This is a genomic window from Flavobacterium glycogeni (genome assembly GCF_048286775.1).
Classification (GTDB): Bacteria; Bacteroidota; Bacteroidia; order Flavobacteriales; family Flavobacteriaceae; genus Flavobacterium.
The window spans coordinates 131,381-155,433 of record NZ_JBLVPV010000008.1 but is presented as its reverse complement, the minus strand read 5'-3'; the positions used below and the strand labels follow the sequence as shown (position 1 = coordinate 155,433).

Annotated in this window: 18 protein-coding genes, 3 tRNA genes and 1 pseudogene; 12 read left to right on the top strand and 10 right to left on the bottom strand. The window is 32.2% G+C overall.

Annotated elements, in window-relative coordinates; translation table 11 throughout:
• The first annotated feature begins 263 nt into the window (after positions 1-263).
• The gene (locus ACNQGX_RS08995; RefSeq protein WP_417975563.1) at positions 264-1,328 is read left to right on the top strand and encodes a tetratricopeptide repeat protein; all 1,065 of its coding nucleotides are present in this window, start codon (positions 264-266) and stop codon (positions 1,326-1,328) included.
• Between the two features lie 58 nt (positions 1,329-1,386).
• Here the strand turns inward: ACNQGX_RS08995 and ACNQGX_RS08990 are convergent, their stop codons facing one another.
• Complete coding sequence (locus tag ACNQGX_RS08990) at positions 1,387-2,148, bottom strand: C40 family peptidase (protein ID WP_417975562.1); 762 nt, start codon at positions 2,146-2,148, stop codon at positions 1,387-1,389.
• A 99-nt stretch (positions 2,149-2,247) separates the two neighbouring features.
• On the bottom strand, positions 2,248-3,426 hold the full coding sequence (locus ACNQGX_RS08985; RefSeq protein WP_417975561.1) for an acetyl-CoA C-acyltransferase: 1,179 nt from the start codon (positions 3,424-3,426) through the stop codon (positions 2,248-2,250).
• A gap of 233 nt (positions 3,427-3,659) precedes the next feature.
• Here ACNQGX_RS08985 and ACNQGX_RS08980 point away from each other — a divergent pair.
• The 3 genes from ACNQGX_RS08980 to ACNQGX_RS08970 all read left to right on the top strand — a co-directional run bounded on the left by ACNQGX_RS08980 (position 3,660) and on the right by ACNQGX_RS08970 (position 3,998).
• Positions 3,660-3,743, top strand: a tRNA-Ser gene (locus ACNQGX_RS08980).
• An 81-nt stretch (positions 3,744-3,824) separates the two neighbouring features.
• A tRNA-Pro gene (locus ACNQGX_RS08975) sits at positions 3,825-3,899 on the top strand.
• 25 nt (positions 3,900-3,924) lie between these two features.
• A tRNA-Arg gene (locus ACNQGX_RS08970) sits at positions 3,925-3,998 on the top strand.
• Positions 3,999-5,097: 1,099 nt separating this feature from the next.
• Here ACNQGX_RS08970 and ACNQGX_RS08965 read toward each other — a convergent pair.
• The 7 genes from ACNQGX_RS08965 to ACNQGX_RS08935 all read right to left on the bottom strand — a co-directional run bounded on the left by ACNQGX_RS08965 (position 5,098) and on the right by ACNQGX_RS08935 (position 12,494).
• Positions 5,098-5,826: a TRADD-N-associated membrane domain-containing protein gene (locus ACNQGX_RS08965; protein ID WP_417975560.1), complete on the bottom strand. Its 729-nt coding sequence runs from the start codon at positions 5,824-5,826 to the stop codon at positions 5,098-5,100.
• 327 nt (positions 5,827-6,153) lie between these two features.
• On the bottom strand, positions 6,154-7,116 hold the full coding sequence (locus ACNQGX_RS08960) for a hypothetical protein (RefSeq protein ID WP_417975559.1): 963 nt from the start codon (positions 7,114-7,116) through the stop codon (positions 6,154-6,156).
• Between the two features lie 164 nt (positions 7,117-7,280).
• Positions 7,281-8,249 (bottom strand): hypothetical protein, encoded by a 969-nt coding sequence (locus ACNQGX_RS08955; RefSeq protein WP_417975558.1) that lies wholly within the window; start codon positions 8,247-8,249, stop codon positions 7,281-7,283.
• 527 nt (positions 8,250-8,776) lie between these two features.
• The gene (locus ACNQGX_RS08950) at positions 8,777-9,841 is read right to left on the bottom strand and encodes a DUF6371 domain-containing protein (RefSeq protein WP_417975557.1); all 1,065 of its coding nucleotides are present in this window, start codon (positions 9,839-9,841) and stop codon (positions 8,777-8,779) included.
• 105 nt (positions 9,842-9,946) lie between these two features.
• On the bottom strand, positions 9,947-11,380 hold the full coding sequence (locus tag ACNQGX_RS08945) for a DUF3987 domain-containing protein (RefSeq protein WP_417975556.1): 1,434 nt from the start codon (positions 11,378-11,380) through the stop codon (positions 9,947-9,949).
• Positions 11,381-11,390: 10 nt separating this feature from the next.
• Complete coding sequence (locus tag ACNQGX_RS08940; protein WP_417975555.1) at positions 11,391-11,669, bottom strand: helix-turn-helix domain-containing protein; 279 nt, start codon at positions 11,667-11,669, stop codon at positions 11,391-11,393.
• A gap of 81 nt (positions 11,670-11,750) precedes the next feature.
• On the bottom strand, positions 11,751-12,494 hold the full coding sequence (locus ACNQGX_RS08935) for a hypothetical protein (protein ID WP_417975554.1): 744 nt from the start codon (positions 12,492-12,494) through the stop codon (positions 11,751-11,753).
• Positions 12,495-12,720: 226 nt separating this feature from the next.
• Between ACNQGX_RS08935 and ACNQGX_RS08930 the strand changes: the two genes are divergently transcribed.
• The 4 genes and pseudogenes from ACNQGX_RS08930 to ACNQGX_RS08915 all read left to right on the top strand — a co-directional run bounded on the left by ACNQGX_RS08930 (position 12,721) and on the right by ACNQGX_RS08915 (position 18,944).
• On the top strand, positions 12,721-14,283 hold the full coding sequence (locus tag ACNQGX_RS08930; RefSeq protein WP_417975553.1) for a type I restriction-modification system subunit M: 1,563 nt from the start codon (positions 12,721-12,723) through the stop codon (positions 14,281-14,283).
• A complete protein-coding gene (locus tag ACNQGX_RS08925; protein WP_417975552.1) occupies positions 14,283-15,512 on the top strand; it encodes a restriction endonuclease subunit S in 1,230 nt (409 codons plus the stop codon). Before ACNQGX_RS08930 ends, ACNQGX_RS08925 begins: the two co-directional genes overlap by 1 nt.
• Before the next feature lie 11 nt (positions 15,513-15,523).
• On the top strand, positions 15,524-16,069 hold the full coding sequence (locus tag ACNQGX_RS08920) for a hypothetical protein (protein WP_417975551.1): 546 nt from the start codon (positions 15,524-15,526) through the stop codon (positions 16,067-16,069).
• Between the two features lies 1 nt (position 16,070).
• Positions 16,071-18,944, top strand: a pseudogene (locus ACNQGX_RS08915) (type I restriction endonuclease subunit R).
• A 151-nt stretch (positions 18,945-19,095) separates the two neighbouring features.
• Here the strand turns inward: ACNQGX_RS08915 and ACNQGX_RS08910 are convergent.
• Positions 19,096-20,379, bottom strand: a complete 1,284-nt coding sequence (locus tag ACNQGX_RS08910) for a tyrosine-type recombinase/integrase (RefSeq protein ID WP_417975550.1) — start codon at positions 20,377-20,379, stop codon at positions 19,096-19,098.
• Between the two features lie 930 nt (positions 20,380-21,309).
• On the opposite strand from ACNQGX_RS08910, the gene ACNQGX_RS08905 reads away from it, so the two are divergent.
• The 4 genes from ACNQGX_RS08905 to ACNQGX_RS08890 all read left to right on the top strand — a co-directional run bounded on the left by ACNQGX_RS08905 (position 21,310) and on the right by ACNQGX_RS08890 (position 24,050).
• Entirely contained in the window at positions 21,310-21,885 is a 576-nt protein-coding gene (locus ACNQGX_RS08905) for a TerD family protein (RefSeq protein ID WP_417975549.1), read from the top strand.
• 132 nt (positions 21,886-22,017) lie between these two features.
• Entirely contained in the window at positions 22,018-22,683 is a 666-nt protein-coding gene (locus tag ACNQGX_RS08900; RefSeq protein ID WP_417975548.1) for an HAD family hydrolase, read from the top strand.
• Positions 22,684-22,685: 2 nt separating this feature from the next.
• Positions 22,686-23,492, top strand: coding sequence for a phosphoribosyltransferase family protein (locus ACNQGX_RS08895; RefSeq protein ID WP_417975547.1), 807 nt, complete (start codon positions 22,686-22,688; stop codon positions 23,490-23,492).
• A gap of 3 nt (positions 23,493-23,495) precedes the next feature.
• On the top strand, positions 23,496-24,050 hold the full coding sequence (locus ACNQGX_RS08890; protein WP_417975546.1) for a TerD family protein: 555 nt from the start codon (positions 23,496-23,498) through the stop codon (positions 24,048-24,050).
• Positions 24,051-24,053: the final 3 nt, after the last annotated feature.

The following is a 24,053-nucleotide window of genomic DNA, read 5'->3' as shown; positions in this document are numbered from 1 at the left end:
AATATATATCATTGATGGTATTGTTTTTATTTTCAAAGTATTAAGTTTTACTTAAGCAAATGTAGTATTACTTCTTTGTAAAGTATAATATTATTGTATTTTGTGATTATTAGTTAATAAGGCTAATTTTATTTACTAATTTTATTTGTTTAATGAAAATAATATTTTATTTTGGTCAAATATTGCTAAATAAAATTAACCATCTAATAATAAGAAAAACTTTAACCAATTTACAACCCTTACCTAACCAAAACCTACGTAATATGAAAAAAAAATACTTAGTAAGATTGTTGCTGTTCTTTATTTCTGTATCTGCAGTGGCTCAAAAAGATGAGATTAAAACTGCTCAAAATGAATTGAATAATGGGAATCCACAAGCTGCTTTGTCTACTCTGAAAGCTTGTGAATATTTGATTACTAATGCTAAGGATCAAGACAGATCTGATTTCTTTAATTTAAAGGGAAAAGCATTTACCAGTTTAGCTAATAAAAACATTGAAACAGCTAAAAATCTTAGTCTTGCAGTTTCTGCTTATGAGGAACTAATAGTTTCTGAAGTGGATTCAGGAAATTTAAAATATGCAGTTCAAGCTAAAACTGCTATAAAAGAGATAAAAGATAGTTTAGAGAAAAGTGCTAATGAAGATTCCAATGTCAATAAATATGCAGACTGTGCGAATAAAATGTATTATTTGTATCAAATGGATAAAAAAGACACTTTAAAATTATATTATGCAGCTTCAAATTTTATGAATGCAAAAGAGTATGATTCGGCATTAAAGAATTTTGAGGAATTAAAATCATTAAATTTTACAGGAAAGGGAATTCAATATTTTGCAACAAATAAAAAAAGTAAAATTGAAGAATTATTTGCTTCTGCAAATCACAGAGATTCAAATATAAAGGCGGGAACGCATGAGATACCTAGGAATGTAATGGCACCTTCTAAAAAAATAGATGTTTATAGAAGTTTAGCCCAAATATATACTGAAAAAGGTAATACTGATAACGCTGAGAATTATTATAAAAAAATTATAGATTTAAATCCCAAATATATTGATGCTTATATTAGTATGGCTTACCTGAAGCTGGATAAAAGAAAAGCTTTGACTGATGAAATTAGTAACCTTGGAACTTCTGCAAAAGATATGAAAATCTATGAAGAATTGAAGGCGAAAAAGGATTTAGTAATTAAAAGTGCCGTTTCTTACTTGGAAAAAGGAAATACTATTGAACCTAAAAACATAGAGATTTCAAAAATGTTATTGAATTTATACCGAGCTTTAGATATGACTAACGAGTATAATGCTTTAAAAGCTAAAATATAATATTGCTTTTTTTAGATTAAAAAACCTATCTTGAATACTAATTCTTGATAGGTTTTTTTTATACTATTTTTTTGATAACCCTTAATTTGTGGGTATGCTTGTTTGTCTCGGCATTAAATATCCCTAAATGATCGATACGGTCAATTCGTACTTTTCCACTGGCGTGAATGATATAATTATCGGCCATTATTATTCCTACATGGATGATGTTGCCTTCTTCATTGTCAAAAAAAGCTAAGTCTCCCGGCTCGCTTTCTTCAATAAAACTTAATGCTTCACCTTGTGTTGACTGTTGAGAGGCATCTCGCAATAATTTGTATCCATTGAGTTTATACACCATTTGAGTAAATCCGGAGCAATCAATGCCAAAAGGAGTTTTCCCTCCCCAAAGGTAAGGAGCATTCAAATACATAAAGGCAGTATTGATCAAGCTTTCTTTAGTTTTCTCTCCACTGGTTTTAGTTCCTTCAAAATCAAAATTTGAGATATTTATCTCATTATGATGTATAAAAGATACCGAAGAACCAAGCGGAATAGGGATCAATACATTATTTGGTGCAGTAATATATTCTATTAAATCTGCATTAAGAATGATGGCTTCAGTAGACAATTGATTAAAACTGGATTCGGAAATCAGTTGTAATTGTTTGGAATCTATCCAGCCTTCATAATCATCATATTGCATTCTGATGCGGGACCATTGTTTCAATTGTTCTAAAATTTCAAAATGTTCACCAAATAAAACTTGAGAAACGATTTCGCTTCTATCACTGGGTTCAAAGCGAAGTGGGATAATGGCTAGATTACAAATTCCGAACATTGGATAGGGTTAATAGGTTATGGGTTATAGGTTGAAAGTTAAAAATTATGAGTGAAATTACGGATAACGCTTAACTCATAACTCATAACTTATAATTATTTAAGCTCTTTCGATAACAATTGCCGAAGCACCACCACCGCCGTTACAAATAGCTGCGGCGCCAATTTTACCGTTATTTTGCTCTAAAACGTTTAGTAAGGTAACAATAATTCGAACACCGGAACATCCTAGTGGATGCCCTAAAGATACAGCGCCACCGTTTACATTTATTTTATCGTTTTCTAATTCTAGAATTTTAGCATTGGCTAAGCCTACAACAGCAAAAGCTTCATTAAATTCAAAATAATCTACATCATCAATGGATAATCCTGCTTTTTTTAATGCCTTAGGAAGTGCTTTTGCAGGACTTGTGGTAAACCATTTTGGTTCTTGAGCATAATCCGCATACCCTTTAATATAAGCCAAAGGTTTTAGTCCTAGTGAAATTGCTTTTTCTTCGCTCATTAATATTACTGCTGCTGCTCCATCGTTTATTGTTGATGCATTGGCTGCAGTTACGGTTCCGTCTTTGGTAAAGACAGGGTTTAATGACGGTATTTTGTCTAATTTCACATTCGTGAATTCTTCATCTTTAGAAACTATAATAGGATCTCCTTTTCTTTGTGGAACAGCTACAGGAACTATTTCATTATCAAATTTTCCCGAATCCCAAGCTTTTGCACTACGCTCATACGATTGAATTGCGAAGTTATCTTGATCTTCACGGGTGAAATTATATTCTGCAGCACATAAGTCAGCACACACTCCCATAGCGCTGTTATCGTAAGCATCAGTAAGTCCGTCTTTCTGCATTCCGTCAATCATGGTTGCAGGGCCAAATTTAGTTCCATTTCTTAAATTCAAGTAATGTGGAATCAAACTCATGTTCTCCATTCCTCCGGCAACTACAATTTCGGCATCACCACATTGAATTGCTTGTGCGCCTAACATAACTGCTTTCATTCCGGAAGCACATACTTTATTTATTGTGGTACAGGCCACGGAATTTGGTAAACCGGCAAATATTGCGGCTTGACGAGCAGGAGCTTGACCTACGCCAGCCTGGACAACGTTGCCCATAAATACTTCATCAATTAAATTCGGATCTAACTTTATTTTATCTAAAGCACCTTTAATAGCGATTGCTCCTAATTTTGGAGCAGTAACTGAAGATAATCCCCCCATAAAACTTCCGATAGGTGTCCTAACGGCAGAAACGATAACAACTCTTTTGTTCATGACTTTTTATAATGTTGGTTTATGTAGCAAATTTAATCTTTTTTAAACAATTTCAAATTTTGATTCTGTCATTATCTTTTTTTAAATTTATTTTTCATTCTATATGTTTGATTGTGAAGTGTTTTTGTAAAAACGATAAAAAATATTGAAAAAAAGGCCCTAAATAGTTGTGAGAAACGTAAACATGTCTTAAATTTGCAACCGCAAAACAGGACACGTTTCCTAAGAGTTTTGGAGAGGTGCCAGAGTGGTAATGGAGCAGTTTGCTAAACTGTCATCGAGTAATCGGTGCCAGGGTTCGAGTCCCTGTCTCTCCGCTTGATAATTTTGTGTTTAGAGTACTAGCATTACTCGGTTATCAATTTGATAGCTTTCATGAAAATATTATTTGGCATTTTCGGGGTGTAGCGTAGCTCGGTTATCGCGCCTGCTTTGGGAGCAGGAGGCCGCAGGTTCGAATCCTGCCACCCCGACTGATTTTTTTTTTACATGAGCAATGGAGGCATAGCTCAGCTGGATAGAGCACCTGCCTTCTAAGCAGGCGGTCGAAGGTTCGAATCCTTCTGCCTTCACAAAAACCCTTATAAGCGACTGATTTATAAGGGTTTTTTAATTTAGTTGCCATTTTCGTTGCCATTTTATACTTAGGTAGTACCTAAAATATGTTTTTTTTTTACAAAAGGAACGAAGCTTTTCTACCATCTTTTTTTTTTACGATATCTACCATTAGCGAAGAGTAACCTTTTTATTTCATTTATATTATCTACATATCAAATGCATTTATACACTCTTAAAATTGTATTATAGTATCTATATGATTTAGCGCTTAAATGTGATTAAAAATCCTGAAAAAAATCCTGAAAAATTCTAAAAATGTACTCCCATACCCCTTTATAATACGGTTTCCTTTCTCTTCCCCTTTAATGTAAAGCCTATTACCCTCTCAAATACACTACTATAAATCAAATTTTTATTTTTTTTCATTGATATAATAAAAAATAAACGTCTAATTATCAGTAACTTTATGTTTATTTTTTGATAAAAAGATACTATTAATGTTTAGGTGTGAGCGCTAATTGGTTATGTGTATTTCCTGCTCAAAAAGTCAGAACCTAAGTAGAGCATTCTTTAATTCAAAAGAGATTTTTATAAGATTAAATAATTATTAGACATGAAGAAGAAAACCACGCAATCTGATACCGAGAAGTCAGTACCGAAAAAAGTACCGAGTTACTTAGAACTGCTAAAATCAGTGCCGACCAACGACAAAGTGGGTCAAACCTTCGTAATGTTTACTAAACGGCAACCGCCAAAAGCCAAAGATTCTTAGATATGAAACAGAAGCCTACGCAATCGAATCCCGATACGTCAGTACCGAAAAAAGGACAGGGTTACTTGAAAATGCTAAACATAGAGTACATCAACGACAAGGTGGGGCAAACCTTCGTAACCTCTATGAAAAGGCAGCCGCCCAAAACCAAAGATTCGTAATACTGATAACTTTTAAATAAAAATTGATGAGAGGAAATATTATGCCCAAAATTATAGGTTAGATATTACTTATTCCCACAATAATTTTATCTTTCGGTTAAACACTTTTAATTCAAGAATAAAACCAACTTCCCATTATGCCTATTGCCCAAATCCGTTGTAGTAGCTGTTAGGCGTAGTTTATTTATTAGAATATAATTCAATTAGCTTTTTAGATAAATCTGCTTTTGTCTCTTCTTTAAGTTGTAAGTGTTTTTCATCAATACTTTCAATGATTTGTACGGACATTCCAACGGCATTAATTCTTTCTAGAACATTTACGTAATCTTTAGCTTGTTCCATTGTTGATTTATACATAACCAAAAATGTTGCGCCAATGAAATTAACAATCAAACCTGAAATTGCGGTAATGATAGCAGGTTCAATATTATCTGTCTGCTGAAATGACATATATGAGCCATAAATTATGAGGCCAAATCCTATTATCATAGCGAAAATCGACAAATGATAAATTGATTTTATTTGAGAAAGATTTCTGTCCAAGTAGCTTTCAAGCTTTATTCTAGCCAAATCCCACGCTAATTTTGGTTCGTTAGGATTTTCCGCAACTTTCTTCTCTTGTTCATTTATGATTATTTCCTTTTCCTGTTCTTTGAGTTTTTGGTTATATGCCTTAGCTGAAGATAGTATGGTTGCGCCAACTGATAATGTAGTCAGGATAATTACAAAAATAATTTGTGCCTCTTTATGAACCATATCTTCAATTCTTGGGTAAAATATTACTCCAACAATCATTGCAAAGAAAGCGATCATAAAAAAGAATGTTCCTATTAGTATAAGTATGCGTACGACTTTATTTCCATTAGTATAATTTGCAATTATTCCCAACTTGTTTAGTTTTGATTTCATTGATGTTTTTTTTTAAAATTGCCACTAACGTTCCCGCGCTCTTGCGATGGTGGGGGATTAATAATTATTTATTTTTCTGTTTTGCCGATTTTCAGCAAATACAAACTGATTTTTAAATTCAAGACTATTACCCCACTATTGCAAAGAGTGTGTTATGCGTTCGTGCTATTCTTTCGGTATTGCAAGTCAAGTAGAGTCCAAATGTGAGTGCAAGTAATCGTTTGAATAGTTGTGTTTGTTGTATCCATTTTTATATTTTAAAATGCTTGGGATTAGTCAATTTAGAGACTAATTATCCCAAGCATATTTTTAAATTTATTTCTGTTATTAGACTTGTTTAATTGCAATGTCAATCTCAATACTCCCAGCTACATTAGGAATACTTATACTTTCAATTCCAAATCTAGAGTTAACAACTGGTACGCAAGCTATAAAACTACCAGCATCAAAGATTGGAATTAATTTATTCTGTAATTGGCTATTTGCAATACCTTCTAGTGGTATTTCTCTAAGAATTGGATAGTCTAATCTTAACTTGTTAATATGTGCTTTGGCGTTAAGTATTTTACCGTTAATTAATATTTCAATGGATGCATCCAAATCAACTGTAACGCCCACACTAACAGATGACAACCGTACCCATTTCCAAGAAACTGTCCAACGAGTACACCATCTACTGCAATGAAATGTAGGAATGTGAGCCCAAAGTTCTCCTGTTGCTTTTACGGTTATTTTCGAATTTGAAATGCTTACTTTAGGGCCATTCAGCCCTAAATTAGGTTTATTATTAGCAATTACTCTTAGGTTAGAACATATCGCTTTTAACTCAAGCCCATTAGTAGTACTTAATAACGCTTCTACACCTCCATTAACAATATCCTTCAAGTATTTTTCGTCAGGAAATGAAAATATTTGGTCAGCAGAAGTTGGTATTTGAGGAGCTTCCATCGCACTTAAGCATGCTTTTGCACTTTCTATAGTTTCAGAAATATTGCTTAGAGCTTCAAGGTTAAATTTTGTTTCTATATCTGGTATTTTGGATCTACTTGGGATATTTGTTTCACTAGCTTTTGCAAAGGCCTTTAATAATTCTTCAACTCGTGGCGGGTTTAAAATTATTTCATAATCATTTACAGTTTCAGTTGTCAATAAATTTCCAGGTGGCGGTGTGTTTATGGAAACTAAAGTTAATGGAAAATGAACCGAATTAAGAAGTTTTTCGGCTGCTGATTGGTCGATTTTAGCCGAAAGGTCATTTCCGCTACCTACTAAATTTGCTTTTGAAATCATTTTAATTTGTATTTGATTTTTTGCTTACTCTATTCAGTTTTCAGCATCCCTGATGTATACTTTATTATTTGGTGTCATTGTTCTTCTTTCGCATTTGAATTAGCTTTTCAAATTTCTCAACTTCAAATTTCATTCTTTTTTTACTTACTTTTTATTGTTTTTTTCTACTTTTCCTTTATCAAAGAATTTACAATGGCTTTGAGAATAGCTGTAGTAGATTCGCTTGAGTTTTCAATAATTTTTTTATTATTCTCAGCTTTTATTTTGTAAGGATTTGTTTCTGTTGCTGTAATTTCAACTTCATATAATCCTGTATTTATTTTTAACTTTTCATAATCTACATCATTTGATTTTTTTGTAGTTGTTTCTAGATTAATCGTATCTTTTACACCTGCATTATTAGTTGTAATTGTGGTTTTTTCCTCTTTTTTTGCTTCCGCTATTTTTTTCTTTGTCGACATCGGAGGCAATGGAATCCATCCACTGTAAATTGTGTCTGTGAGTTGTTTTGTATTGCCTACATGAATCATCGGTATCGAAATTGCCGTAGTTCTCAAATCATTAATATTATATGCATCTTTGTCAATGGAAATGCTTTTGAATTTTATTTCAAGATTTAAATCAATGTAATCATAATAGCTTTTAGTTTTTGCTACTGAATAATTATAGACACATTTATCTTTAACATAGTATCTAAAAGCGGTTTTGTCTGTTGAAATATCTGGTACAAGTTCAATTTCAACAGCGAGTGTATCTATTCCTTTAATTGTTTTAATAATTCTCTTTATGGTCATTTTAGGTAAAGAAATTACATTATTTGTCTTGTAAAAATTTTCTTCGGAAGCCCAACATTTATATTCGCCTTTGTAAGCAAGAACATCTTTCTCTGTCTTTTTTTTAATACTCGTTACAACTAAATCAATCGCAGGTGGTAAAATAGCCGCCGCAGCCGCTAAAATCCCTACTACATTCTCGTTTGGTACTTCTAAATTTGTATTTACACCAATTATTGAAAGTGTAGTCTTTTCAGTAAGGATTTTTTCTCTTCCATTGGCATTATAGTTTGAAAGTTGGCTATAAACTTGAGGTTGTAGGAAAATAGTTATTACAATTGTTAAAATTAATTTTTTCATACTATTGTGTTTTGATTTTAAAATTTATTTCTAATTGATGTAAATATTGAATAAAATGTTTTTGTTTTCGCCAATGATAAGTTTAAAATGTAATGTTTTTGTTCATTTGCTTGTCTGAATCTATATATACTGTTCATTTGTTTCATTTAGTTATTGAATTCTCCATTCTCTGAGTCTGACCAAGCATGACGCATAACTTGTATATACTCGCTATAAAATAGCGGCTATACATCTGAAAATGGGCAGATTGTCGCTATTGAATAGTGTATTGTTCTCAAATATATAAATAATATTTTTATTACAAATCATCGAATGGACTTTTTATTTGTTGCAGGCTTTTTGTACTTACATGAGTGTATATTTCGGTGGTCTTGCTACTGCTATGAACTAGTAATTCTTATATATAGCGAATGTCAGTACAACTATCTAGTTGTCAATGCCCCTCTTTTAGTAATGTTTCTTATGAGTCAATTAAGGTATATATTTGCCGTTACCAATGCCTTTATGCTCCATTTGGGCTTTAATTTTTATAGTCTAAAGGTATCGGTGTCATTATCAGCGAAATATTGAATTGCTCTATAAGATTCTTCCTTGCTTATGTCATTCTTCCGTGCCGCTGGTTTCAATTCAAGGCGTTTGCGGTGTATTTCTATGCTTTCGGGACTATACACAATTTGGTCTCTCTTTTCGTCTAATTCGGCTTCGGAATATTGTAGCTCTGAATTTTGATTGACTGCATTAATATAAACATCAGCTAAATCACTACCAACGGGATAATCTAAATTCTCCAGAAAAGAACTAATTTCAATATTGAACCCGAATCCGTTTAACTCTTCTGCTTTTTTTAACCAATCGGAATACTCGGACTTATCGGGGAACGCTACTATTTTAAACTGCTTAATTGGTTTCAAAAATTCGTACTTAAAACCTCCTTTGCTTCCCGTGGCTAACCAAGTATATTCGGGCTTAAATAAGCTCATTATAACGGCTGTTTTTTCTGCTTCGACTAATGCGACGGCTTTTGTATTTTTGTTAATTAAATGAAGCCCAAATAAGCATTGATTCAAAATAAAGTCATCTAACTTTAAAAGACTTTGCACGGTGCTAATAATTCCTTTACCCTCTTTGTTTTTGGCTCTCTTTCCTGTTGTTGGTTCGTACATCATTACTTTACCGTTATGCACTTTTTCTAATTGGTTTATCTGCCAAAAAACGGTTATACCTTTCCAACCACTCCAAGTGCCTATAAAATATTTTCGGACTACTTCGTTTACTTCTTCTTCACTGAACAAGGTTCTCAAGAACTGAATAAAATTATTTTGACTGTTGCCTAAAACCGTTTTTTCAACTAATTCAAGGTCGTGGAAACTCGGGTCTGGTTTTGGAATATTCGCTACTTCAAAAGTATTTTTAAATTCCGTTTCAGGTCTTCTATGGTAAGCGCAACTTGATTCCCTGTCGCATCGTCCGAACTCATCACTTAAATAAATATTGGTTTCAGTTTCTAGATACTTCACAAAGTTTTTTTTGGAACAACTCGGACAAACAAACTTCTTACTGCTTTTATCGAGAGTGTATTTATATATTTTCATTACTGTAAAGTTTTAAGTTTGCACTTTGCATTTATGACACTTTCGACACTTTGCAAAATGTCGATAATGTTGATAATGCAAAGTGCGTTTGTAAAAAAGTAGATTTTATTCTTGTAGAATTTTTATAGTTTTTTCGTAGAAACCATGCTTAACTCTCTTGAATAGAACCGTATCTTTTAAAAAATCCTTTACCCGCCTTTCTTGAATATCAAAAATTAATCCCAATACAACCGCTTCGGCTGTCGTGAAAGTTACTTTAAGATTTTGGTAGAACCTTTTTTTATTGTCGGCTATCGTTCCCAAATATTCCGACGGGTCTTGAATAACTGCCAATACTTTAAAACTGCAATTCATAAAATAGGTGCATAATTTTTCTGCTCCTTTCACTGCTGTAAGCTCTACAAAATCACTGTCGGGGTTTTCCATCATTTGAAGCAATAAAGCCAGTCTTACAAAATGGTTGTCAAATTTTGATGCAATTTCTCCCTTTATAGAGTTGCTATATTCGTTTACTAAATCGCAATTCTCTTTTTGCCAGTTGTAAAAAAAAGCTTTGGCTTCGGTAGTCCAGCTCAAAATTTTACTGTTAATATGCCCGTTTTCTTCTACTACATTTGAACTATTGTAATAGTTTTTTATAAAAGCTTCATACTTATCAAAGATTTGATTGTTTAATTCATTATCATTTATCGGACTTTTGAAAGTAGTATCAGGAAAGGCAAATAAAAACCTTTGAAAAAATCCATTATTCAGTTTTTGAACTGGAAAGGAATTAGCTAAAACTCTAGGCTGTAACCCTCCTATAATTGACAAGTAAGGATTTTGAATAAATAAAGGAATTGGGTTTCCTATCCTGTCAATCGTGGTGGATTGGTTGCTCCAAAACGACAAATAAACCCCTATTTGGTCGCCTCTGGAATAATTATTCATTCCATCAAAAAAAGTCGCCATTTCATCACTTAAAACCGTGCAACCTCTCAAATTTTCATCCAATCTTTTATACAAAACTTCGGGCGTGAAATTGGTTAAAATGCTTTTTGTCAAAACTGGGAAAGGTGGCTCTGTCGTTCCCTCTTTTTCTGCCTTTGGTAATTTATTCCATTTGCTCCAATCCATTAAACGGCTTGTATAATTATCGTGATTAGCTTTATCTAATTCCTTTATCGGTGCAAAGATTATATTGACTGGATGCGTTTTATTTGCTCCAGCATTCCCGATAACACAACTATAAATTGATGCGTATTCAAACCAATTATTTTTCACTCTAATCTTTACACTTGTCCCTACTACTGTTGCAACTGCTGTTAAAATTGCCGTTCCTGTATAGTCAATAGGAAAGTTCAAACTTTTGTTTAAATCAATTGTTAAATCTCTGAATAGCTTTGGTAAAGATTCAACAGGAAAGGAGTTTTCGCTTGAAACTGAAACGTTCATAGCGGTATCAATTGCAGTACTTAAACTATTTAAACCGATTGTTTTTGTATCTTTGCCTTGTTCTAAACTAATAGAATTAAGGCTTTGTGTATCTGTTGTACGCATAGCCTTTTTTTTATCGTTTATATTTAAGGGATTTTACTTCTTCAAGACCTTTAGCAAATTGGGTTTGCTCTATGAATAGTCGTCTTCCTATTCTTTTGGCTTGAATTTTACCTTCTCTTATCCAGTTCCGAACTGTGAGTTCCGATACTCCTGATAATGAAGCCAAAGATTTTACTGAGTATAGTTTGTTTTCAGCTTCTTCGGGCTTGTGTTTGATGTCTAATAATAGACTTTCAATGTTGTTTAGTCTGTTAACGATTACTTCGAATGGGTTGTAATTAAAGTTCATAATCTTGTTGTTTTTTGTTTCAACAAAGGTTATTACAACTGAATATCGTGAACTGGTTGTAACCGGTTACAAATTATATAATTATTTTAAAGAAACTAAAAAACCTTTTAAATACTTGACTTCTCCAATTGCCTTACTTCTTTTGTCTTCGGGTAATAATTCAATTACACTATCTAATAATTCAATTTTATTCTTTAAAACTTTAATTGTTCCATCGGGGTTTGCCCTTCTGTTTGATTCTTTTGAATAAAATGTAAATCTTTGAAATAATTTTTCTCCAGAAGTATGTCCATAATCGGTAATGACTGTATTTGCTTTTTCTCTTGGAAGACTTGCACCTTCATAAACTAATTTTAAAGCAATTTGATTCATTGAAAGTTTTTCATCCCCATCATTAAGATTCACTTCTGATTTAGGATTGAATTTTTTTGGTGCAATAATCGTAGCTAAAGCATACAGTCTAAAACGATTGTAACGGCTCTCTAAAATACTTCGGTTTAAATTGGAACTCATTATATAAACATCATCAAAAGCTTCATTAGAGTCTCTTAAAAAGCTAATTATCTTTGGCTTGTCTGCTTCGTCAATCTCGTTAAAAAAAAGGAAAAACGCTAAACAAAATTCGTCCCTAATATATGTTTTGCATTTTTCATCGTCGGAATTATTAATAATATATTTGACTAGATTTATCATTAAACTTCTAATCTCAACATAGTTTTTAACATGCCTAATATCTGCTAAAGCACCCGATTTTGTCGTGGTTTCTATATCTTGATTGAAAAATTTATTATTTCCAAAAGAGTTAACATCAGTTCTATCATTCATAGTTTAAATTTTTTTTATTTTAAAATGCGAAATGTAAATCTTAAAAAAAGCAAGAAGTTGCAATAACAGAATTAAAAGGGAACTAACCAAAAAGATTTTTCTTACTTTTATCACTTAATATAAATTACTGACTAAAAAAGAATATTTTTACTGCTTTAAGAACAGGTTACAATTTTATTACCTTTCAGCTCGAAAACGAGAAACGCTTAACAATTTTACAATAGTAATGGCAGCAGAACAAAAACAAAAATTAGAACAACAACTTTGGAACATCGCAAACACCCTACGTGGGAAAATGGATGCTGATGATTTTAGAGATTACATATTAGGTTTTATTTTCTACAAGTACCTAAGTACTAAAATGGATTTGTATGCCAACACCATACTAAAACCAGACGGTTTGACTTTTCAGGAAATTGAAGGACATGCTGACGAAGCCTTGTTGATGCAGGAAATAAAACAATTATCGATTGATAAACTTGGTTTTTTCTTGGAACCAGCTGATTTATTCTCGGAATTAGCAAGAAGAGGGAATGCAGGTGGAAAAAACAATTTCATTCTTGGGGATTTAGCCAAAGTACTCACACATATTGAGCAAAGTACAATGGGATCTGAAAGTGAAGAAGATTTTGGTAACTTGTTTTCAGACTTAGATTTAACTTCTCACAAACTAGGGAAATCAGAAGCAGACAAAAACGAATTGATTGTAAAAGTGCTAGTGCATTTAGATGAAATCGATTTTGATTTAGAAAATACCGATAGTGATGTTCTAGGAGATGCCTATGAATATTTAATAGGTCAATTTGCCAGTGGTGCAGGTAAGAAAGCTGGAGAATTTTATACACCACAACAAGTCAGTAGCATTTTGGCTCAACTGGTAACGGTGGGTAAAGACCAACTCAAAAGCGTTTACGACCCCACTTGTGGTTCTGGTTCGTTGTTGCTGCGTGTAGCGAAAGAAGTGAATGATGTAAGTGCTTTTTACGGTCAGGAAATGAACCCTACTACCTACAACTTATGCCGTATGAACATGATTATGCACGACGTACACTACAAGCGTTTTGACATTAAGAACGAAGATACTTTAGAGCGACCACAACATTTAGACATGCGTTTTGAAGCCATAGTTGCTAATCCTCCTTTTTCTGCTAACTGGAGTGCCAGTCCTTTGTTTATGAACGACGACCGTTTCTCAGCTTATGGGAAACTTGCTCCTAGCAGTAAAGCTGATTTTGCCTTTGTGCAACACATGGTACACCAGCTGGATGATAACGGAACTATGGCAATTGTTTTGCCTCATGGAGTTTTGTTTAGAGGCGGTGCAGAAGGACACATACGCCAATATTTAATACAAGATAAAAACTACCTTGATGCTGTAATTGGTTTGCCTGCCAATATCTTTTACGGTACGAGTATACCAACTTGTATTTTGGTCTTGAAGAAAAGAAGAACTCATGCTAAAGACATTTTATTTATAGATGCCAGCCAGCATTACGAAAAGGTGAAAACCCAAAACGTATTGCGTACTGAAGATATTGATAAGATTATTAGCACCTACGAAAACCGTTTGGTGGAAGATAAATACAGCCATATTGCTCTTTTAAGTGAAGTAGCCACCAACGATTACAACCTGAATATACCTCGTTATGTAGATACGTTTGAAGAAGAAGATGCAGTTGATTTAGCTGCCATAACCACCGAATTACGAGGATTGGCAGAGCTTGGAAAGAACACAGATGCTACGATTACTGAGTTTTGTACTGAATTAGGAATCGAAACTCCATTTTAATGAGTACAGCAACTTTACAAATCGAAAAGAAAAAAACTCTTGTTCCACAATTGCGATTTCAGGAGTTTGATGGAGAATGGAAAAATAGGTCAATGAGAGATTTTACTAAAATTAATCAAGACTCCAAATTCCAATTTCAGAAAGATTCTATGAAAAATCGGATGATAATTGTTTTTATATTACCAATGAATTTTTTAAGAAAAGATTCGGCAAAAAGTTATTTCATTAAAAACCCATCTGCTTCTGTGATTTGTTATGAAGATGACATATTAATGACTCGAACAGGTAATACTGGGCAAGTTGTAACTGGGGTTCATGGGGCTTTTCACAATAATTTTTTTAAGATTAAATACGATGAAACGTGTGATAAATGGTTTTTGTATTTTTTCTTGACTTCTCATAAAACTCAACATACTATTCTAAAATTAGCGGGAGCATCGACAATTCCAGATTTAAATCATGGTGATTTTTATAAAATAACGCTTAATATCCCCACCTTCCCAGAACAACAAAAAATAGCTTCTTTTTTAAGTGCAGTCGATGAAAAAATACAACAACTTTCCCGTAAAAAAGAATTGTTAGAACAATACAAAAAAGGCGTAATGCAACAATTGTTCTCTGGGGAATTACGATTTAAAGACGAGAATGGAAAGGATTATGCGGATTGGGAGGAGAAAAAGTTGGGGGAGGTTGCGAAATTTTATAAAGGAAAAGGAATGTCAAAAAGTGAAATTTCTGAAGATGGAAAAAACGAGTGTATTCGATATGGAGAACTTTATACACGATATGGGGAAGTGATTCAAGATGTTTTTTCTAAGACAAATTTTGACATAAATAAAGCTGTAGTGAGTCAAGCTAATGATGTAATCATTCCAGCTTCTGGAGAAACTCAAATAGATATTGCAACAGCTTCTTGCGTAATGAAATCGGGTGTTATTCTTGGTGGTGATTTGAATATAATTAGAACCAATAATAATGGCGTTTTCTTATCGTATTATTTGAATAGTGCGAGAAAATTAGATATTGCCAATCTTGCACAAGGTATTTCGGTGGTTCATTTATATTCAAGTCAATTAGCATTGTTAAATTTAAATCTTCCCACCCTTCCAGAACAACAAAAAATTGCCAATTTCTTGTCAAGTATTGATGTTAAAATAGAAAGCACCAACCAACAAATAAACCAAACGCAAAGCTTTAAAAAAGGATTGTTGCAGCAAATGTTTGTATAATTGTTTATCCGATGAAAGATATTTTAGAACAAATACATGAAGTTCAACTGAAATCTTTTTGTCAATTGGAAACATTTAGACATAAAGATTATTTGAAAACTTTACCGACAAAACGAAGAGGATTGTATTGGTTATGGACAAACTTAACTTTAGAACAGTTAGAGAGCAATACTCTTCCAAATTCTAAAAAGGAAGTACCAATAAGTAGGTTAATAGGACATCGTAAACAATTAAATAATATTTGTAAGATAGAAACTAGTAATTATTTGGTCGTTTATAATGGCATTGGAGGATATAATAAATTACCTGCAAAATCTGGTTTGAGAGCAAGAATTAATCAAGAAGTTATAGGAAATGGAGATACAGTTGGTACGTTAAATATTCTAAAAAATAGCGATATTTCTAAATGGGCAGTTTCTTATTTTGATTTTGATGCTCCTGAAAATGCAGAAATTATAAATCAACTTAACTCTGCTTCACCTTATTTAGAATACGCAAAGGATTTAGAAATGTTATGGAGATTACATTATGGAACACCAATTTTAACAAGACACTAAAATGAGCCATCAATCTGAAGCCATATTAGAAAATAACCTAATCAAGCAATTGGTTGGTTTGAAATATTCATCTGTAAAAATTCAGGATGGTGCTGCTTTGGTTTCCAACCTTAAAAACCAGTTAGAAGCTTTTAACGAAACCACTTTTACAGCGAAGGAATTTGATGCTATTCTCAATCATTTAGCCAAAGGCAATGTTTTTGAAAAAGCCAAGACACTAAGAGACCGCTTTCAATTAAGCAAAGAAGATGGTACTTCGTTTTATGTTCGTTTTTTTAATGCGGAAGATAATAGCAAAAATTTATTTCAGGTTACCAATCAAATTAGTCTTGAAGGAAGCTACAAGAACCGTTTTGATGTAACACTTTTGGTAAATGGTTTACCCTTGGTACAGATAGAACTCAAACGTTCGGGCATTGAAATCAAAGAAGCTTTTAATCAAATCAATCGCTACCAGAATCATTCTTTTTGGAGCAATCATGGTTTGTTTCAATACGTGCAATTATTTGTTATAAGTAATGGAGTCAATACTAAATATTTGGCAAACAACAAATTGCAATCGGTCAAACAAACCTTCTTTTGGGCAGATGCCAACAATAAAAATATTACAGAATTACCCGAGTTTACAGCTGCTTTCTTAAACCCAGAGCATTTGGGTAAAATGATTGCGCATTATATAGTGATTAACGAAACCCATAAAGTGATGATGGTGTTGCGTCCGTATCAATATTTTGCTACAGAAGGTATCATTAAGCAAGTTAAAAACTCTAATGAGAACGCTTAAATTTGGCATACTACAGGTTCAGGTAAAACCTTAACTTCATTCAAGGCAAGCCAAATTGTGATGGAATTGCCAGAGGTTTACAAAGTGGTTTTTGTAGTGGACAGAAAAGATTTGGATTACCAGACCATGAACGAATTCAATGCTTTCAAAAAAGATAGTGTTGATGTTACGGATAATACACAATCGTTGGTAAGGCAATTGACGGACAACACGAAGTTGGTCTTAACTACTATCCAAAAATTAAACAATGCAGTCTCAGAACGTTTCAAAGGCAGCATTGAACCATTACGACATAAGAAAATCGTTTTTATTTTTGATGAGTGTCATCGTAGTCAATTTGGCGAAACCCATGAACGCATTACCAAATTCTTTGAGAAAAGCCAATTAATCGGTTTTACAGGAACACCCATATTTGCAGAAAACGCTTCTAAAAATGATTTAGGAAAACGCACCACCAAAGATTTGTTTGGAAACTGCTTGCACAAATACGTGATTACAGATGCTATTAGAGATCAAAACGTATTGCGATTTGGAATTGAATATGTAGGGAAATACAAAAACAAGAGCAATGCTTTTATTGACATTCCAGTAGAAGATATTGATAAACAAGAAGTCTTGGATTCAGCTAAGAGAATCAATAAAATAGTTGATTATATCATTGCCTATCACGATCAAAAAACCTTTAGTAAAGACTATTCAGCATTATTGGCAGTAAGTAGTATTGATAATGTGATTCAATATTATGACCTTTTTCAGCAAAAGAAAGCAGCAGGAGAACACGATTTGCGAATTGCTACTATTTATACTTATGGTGCAAATGAAGATTCAGCCGAAGCACGGGATTATCTTCCTGAAGATGATGATTTTGATATGGCAGCAGAACCAAAAGCCAATTATCAATCCAGTCACACCAGAGACAAACTAGAAGGTTATATTGCCGATTACAATACGATGTATGGCTCTAGTTATACAACCAAAGACAGCGAATCATTTCAAAAATATTTCCAAAACATCAGTAAACGATTAAAAGACCGAGAAAAAGAAAACTTCAACCACGAGAAAGACCGTTTGGATATTGTTATCGTTGTAAATATGATGCTTACGGGTTTTGATGCCAAAAAAGTAAATACGCTTTATGTGGATAAAAACTTGAAGCAACACGGCTTAATTCAGGCTTTTTCCAGAACAAATCGAATATTGGGAGAACAGAAGTCACAAGGAAACATATTGTCCTTTAGAAACCTCAAAAAAGCGACTGATGATGCCATTACTTTGTTTTCGAACAAAGATGCTGTAGAAGTAGTTACTATGCCGGATTATGAAGCCATTGCAGAGAAGTTTGAAGAAGCATTAAAACTTTTACGGGAAATTACACCAACCTATCAAAGCGTAAACGATTTAGAAAGTGAAGAGGATGAAGCACTTTTTGTACAAGCATTTAGGAAGTTAATGCGAAACATGAACGTATTACAATCCTACACTGATTTTGATTGGGAGGATTTGCCAATTGATGAACAGGAATTTGAAGATTACAAAAGCAAGTACTTAGACTTATACGAAAAGGTAAAGCGAGATACTGAAAAGCAAAAGACCTCGATACTCGATGACATTGATTTTGAATTAGAATTAATCCATAGAGACCAAATCAACGTTGCCTATATCTTGAAACTGTTAGCGCAATTGAAAGGTGCTACGATTTCTGAAGCAGCGGCACAAAGAAAGTCTATCATTGATTTATTGGGTGGTGATGTTCAATTGAGAAGCAAACGGGAACTGATTCAGAAATTCATTGATGAAAACATGCCATTCATAAAAGACGGTGATAGCATTGAAGACGAATTCGAAAAATTCTGGCAAGACCAAAAAGTACTCGCATTGGGCAAACTATGTGACGATGAGCATCTGGATAAAGCGCAATTCAAAGCCTTAATCGATGCTTACATCTATAGCGGTCGTGAACCCATAAAAGATGAGGTTTTCCAATGTTTAGATAATAGACCCAGCATCCTTCAAGCCAGAGTAATTGGCGATAGAATTATTGCTAAAATGAAGGAGTTTGTTGAGGTATTTGTAAAGGGGATGATGGCTTAAGAGAGTAGGAGATATTACGGTTAAATACTTTCATTTAAATCAAATTAAAAAATATCACAAATAGTTCAGCAGGAAAAAAATAATTATTAAGGATTGCAATTTTAGTTAAAAATGTTAAAAAAGTTAGGATTTTCTGGGAGGCTTCACTAATTTAATTTTCATCTACTTTCTTTAATGGGATTTCAATATCAAAGACTTCATCCATTGCTTTCTTTATTTCTGGCTCGCTTACATGGTAGTATGCGGTCATGGTCTCCAAATCAGTATGCCCCGTCATTTTTGCTATCATTTTTGGATGTATCTTTTCACTTATCAGCACCGTTACAAAGGTTCTTCTTCCAGTGTGTGTGCTGATTCTATCCTTAAAAATCATTTCTACTTTGATATTCTCTTTTCCTTTAGTGGTTACTTTTTCAACCTTGTTAGTATATCCCACTTCTTCAAATACTTCTTTGATAAATTTATTCTGCTTCTGGTTTGTAATCATTGGAAGTGTATAGTCATATTTTGATAAAATGAATCTTGAAAAGCTTGTTAGGGGTATTTCACGAGCCTCTTTAGTTTCATCTTTTTCTTCTTTTAGTATGATAAATTCATCTGTTACGTTGCTCCTTTTTATAGAATGCATTTCGCTATATCTAAGCCCTGTAACACATTCAAAAACAAATAAATCCCTTGATTTTTCAAGTCTTTTGCTTTTAAATTCGTGTTGCATTAATTTTTTAAGGTCTTCAACAGTTAAAGCAATTTGTTTTGTGAGCGTGGGTTTTAAAATAGTTTTCCCATTATCATCAATATTGAAATTCTCGAAGGCGTTGTTATAGGTATATTTATTTTTTAAAGCCCAGAACATAAAAGTTTTAAAGAGAGCTAAATTCTTTAAATAAGTATTATTGATATGGTTCAAATCGTTCAAACAATAGGATAAAAACAAGCTATAAAAATTCGTGTCAATTTTACTAAATGTTAATGAATAATTTTGTGCTACTTCGAAATTTTTAAGAATGTTCTTAATGTTCTGGTATCTGGTTTTAGTTCCTTTAGACCATTGCATGGTATCTATTTTACTTGCCATAAATTCGTCGAAAGCATCAAAGAATATGTTTTTTCCAGAGAGTGCTTTTTTAAATTCCTCGTCAAATACTTTTTTTAAGGTTTTAGTGGTAAATGCTTCATTTATTTTTTTGTACTGACTTTCAGTTTTTTGCATTAAATCCGAATATCTATTTAGTTGCATTTTTATACTCTCTGCAAACTTTGATTTATTCTTGCCATTGGTAAAAGGGAACTTATTTTGTACGTCCCAGTTATTAGGATGAATCTTTTCTCCAGTTGAGTAAATAAACTTCTTATTTTCATTTTTGAAAAAGCACGAAAACAAAATTGATGTCTCTTTTGCTGAATTTGGTTCTTTGAGTTTGAAGGTATATTTCATTTCGTTGCCATTTTCGTTGCCATTAATGTTAATATTCCTTATAAAAACATAATGATAACAAATATAGTAAATACTTTGGTAGTAGGGCTTTAGTATGTATAAATAGTAATTAAATTGTTAATAAGGTATAAAAGGTTCAGAAACTTCTGCCTTCACAACAAAACCCACTGAAATCAGTGGGTTTTTTGCGTTTTATACTTTTCGTGTTTTTTATTTTTCTAAAAATAAGGGATCAAAAATAACTTGGAATTGAATTTGTGAATACTTTTCTTATGTTTTTGATGCAAAACGGTAAAAGATCTTCTGTTGAAATTACAAATATGTAATAATCAATTTTTTATAGTTTAAAAACGTATTGCTTCTAGCATTTGGTTCGACATGTCCAGCATGATAGTTAATAGGATTCGAATCATATTGGAAAGTTATAATTATCAGCTTGTTATAAAAAAACCGAACCCTTTTCACTTATAAAAAGCAAATAAAACCATCTTTTTTATAAAAAAGACAACTTCGGATGTAATTCGGGGTGTAGTGTTCGAACCCTCAAAAGGTGTCTTATCAATAAACTTTAGATATTTTTCTTCAGCCTCTGAAATGCTTAAATCAAGACTTCTCAAGTCTGAATATTTCAGACTCGTTCTAATGTTAAATATAACCCTAGACATTTCAGCCTTACCTGTTTACGGATTAAATCTAATCTAACATTGTGCTAGCAAATAAATTATCTAGGCAACCGCCTTTGTTGTCTCTGTTAAATTTAAAATTAATAAACTATATACTTTAATGTAAATTAACAATATTCGTGTCTATAAAATTTAAGCTTGATACATTGATGTACATAAATATAAAAATTATATTACTTTTAAATAGTTTAAAACAAAATAAATTCTAATTTTAACCCTTTAAATAGATTAAACTTTACACAGTACTATGGCAATTAACTTACAGAAAGGACAAAAAATAAACATTGGCTTATCAAAAATAACAATTGGTTTAGGTTGGGATCCAAACGAGGGAACAGGAAGCGATTTTGACTTGGATGCTTCCGCTATTATGATCAATTCAGACAGAAAACTTTTGGGCGAAGATTATTTTATTTTTTACAATAATCTAAAATCTCCAGACGAATCTTTGGAGCACACAGGAGATGACCCTGATGGAAAAAGTAGTGACGGCGACGACGATGAAGCCATAAAAGTTGATTTAGCTAAAATTGATCCAAAAGTAAATGAAATTCTATTTGTAGTTACAATTGAAGATTTCGAAAGAAGAAAACAAAATTTTGGACAAGTCAGAAATTCATATATAAGAATTGTTGATAATGCAAGCGGGGAAGAAATTGCCAAATATGAACTGGATGAGGATTTTTCGATAGAAACAGGAGTAGAATTCGGAAGGCTTTACAAAAAAAATGAACAGTGGAAGTTTGAAGCATCCGGAATTGGATATAGAGCTGATTTAGGTTTCTTTTTGGAAAAATACTACTCAGGCGAAATCATCAAATAAAGACGCAATAAATTATAAAGTAATCGTTCATTAATAATAGTATAGACAACAATTCAATTTTACATATTCAAAAAGCGCAATGCAATCAATTGAAATATTAAGATAAATTTGTTTCTATTTAAAATCATAAGCTTGAAAATAAATTACTCAAACTACAGTCATCTTTCATTCGATTTGTGGCTAACCCTTATAAAATCAAATCCTGAATTTAAGATCAAAAGAAATTTGTTGTTTAAAGATTTTTTTGATGTAGACTGTACAATCGAAAAAATCAATGAAGTGGTACGCTATTATGACGTTTTATGCAATAATATAAACGAAAGAACGGGCTTAAATATTGACACTTATGAAATTTATTATTTAATTCTTAATGCATTAAATGTTGATATAAACAACTTTGGCACTGATAAATTAGAAATGTTTTACAAAGAGACAGAGTTGCTATTTATAAAATACAAACCACAACTTTTATATCAGAATATTCCAAATCTTTTTGATGAAATAACAAAACAAGGAAAGACGATCAGCTTATTAAGTAATACTGCCTTTATTAAAGGAAATACATTAAGGAAAATATTGTCTTATTATGAATTGGACGATTATTTCAAATTTCAAATTTATTCTGATGAAGTTGGACTTTCAAAGCCAAATGATAAAATTTTTCAATTAGTACACGATCAAGCAAATAAAATTAAAAAAACAGCTAAAAAAGAAGTGTTGCATATAGGAGATAATATTGTAGCCGATTATAATGGCGCAATTAATTTTGGATTTGATGCGCATCTATTAAAAATATAAAAGTGAATAAAAATTACAGTTTACATAAAATTCTTGAAAAAGATAATTGTCCATTTCAGGAAAAAGAATACAGTCGATTTAAGTTTGGAGATAAATTCTATGCAGAAAAATTTGCAAAAGAATTATTTAAAGGATTCGTTGATCAATATCATGATCTAATTTTATCCAATCAGGAAATTGTAATACTTCCAAGTCCTTATTTATCCATTCCCACAGCATCAAATTTTTTATGTTATTATTTCAAGAAACAGCTTAATAGCTTTTTGTTCAAAAACAACAAAAAAGCCAGCATCGAATCTAAAATTTACAGAAATCAAACTTACGTTACTGATTATGGAAATTTAGACTTTGAAGAAAGAGTAAAATTAATATCCAACGATACTTATTATATTGACAGAAATTTCATTGAAGGAAAGCTTTGCATTTTTGTTGATGACATCAAGATAACCGGTAGCCACGAACATACTGTAAATAAAATATTGGATCAATATAATGTAAATGGGGATTTTATATTTGTGTATTTTGCTGAATTAGCAAATAAAGAAATTCATCCAAATATTGAAAATCACTATAACTATTACGCCGTTAAAAATGTTGAAGATATAGTTGCAATTATAAATAGTGACCATTTTCAATATAACACCCGAATAGTGAAATTTATATTAAGTCTTAATGAAGAAGAATTTGGTTATTTAACAAATAATATTTCCGCAGAAAAAAATAACGATTTGTTTCATCTAGCAATAAGTAATAATTACCATCAGATTATAGAATATAAAAACAATATTAACGTAATTAAAATAGATTAAACTATGGCTATCAACTTACAAAAAGGGCAAAGAGAAAACATAAATGCCCCAAAATTTACAATTGGTTTAGGATGGGATACAAACAGTAGCGCAACAGGCACTGGATATGATCTTGATGCTTCCGTATTTATATTAGGAGAGAACAAAAAAATAGTATCTGACTCTCATTTTATCTTCTATAACAATCTAAAATCACCGGATGATTCTGTAATACACACTGGAGATAATTTAACAGGAGATGGAGATGGAGATGACGAGCAAGTAAAAATTGACTTAACCAAAATTAATGGAGCTGTAAAAGAAATTTGTATTGTTGTAACTATTCATGATGCTCAAGACAGAAAACAAAATTTCGGACAAGTTCGTAATTCATTTATCCGCATTGTAGATGACAGCAATAATACTGAAATGGTTAAATACGAATTGGAAGAAGACTTTTCGATAGAAACTGCAGTTGAGTTTGGAAGAATATATAACAAAGATGGGCAATGGAAATTTGAAGCTATTGGCGTTGGAATGAAAGGCGGATTAGAGGATTACTTAAATAAATATAACTAAAAT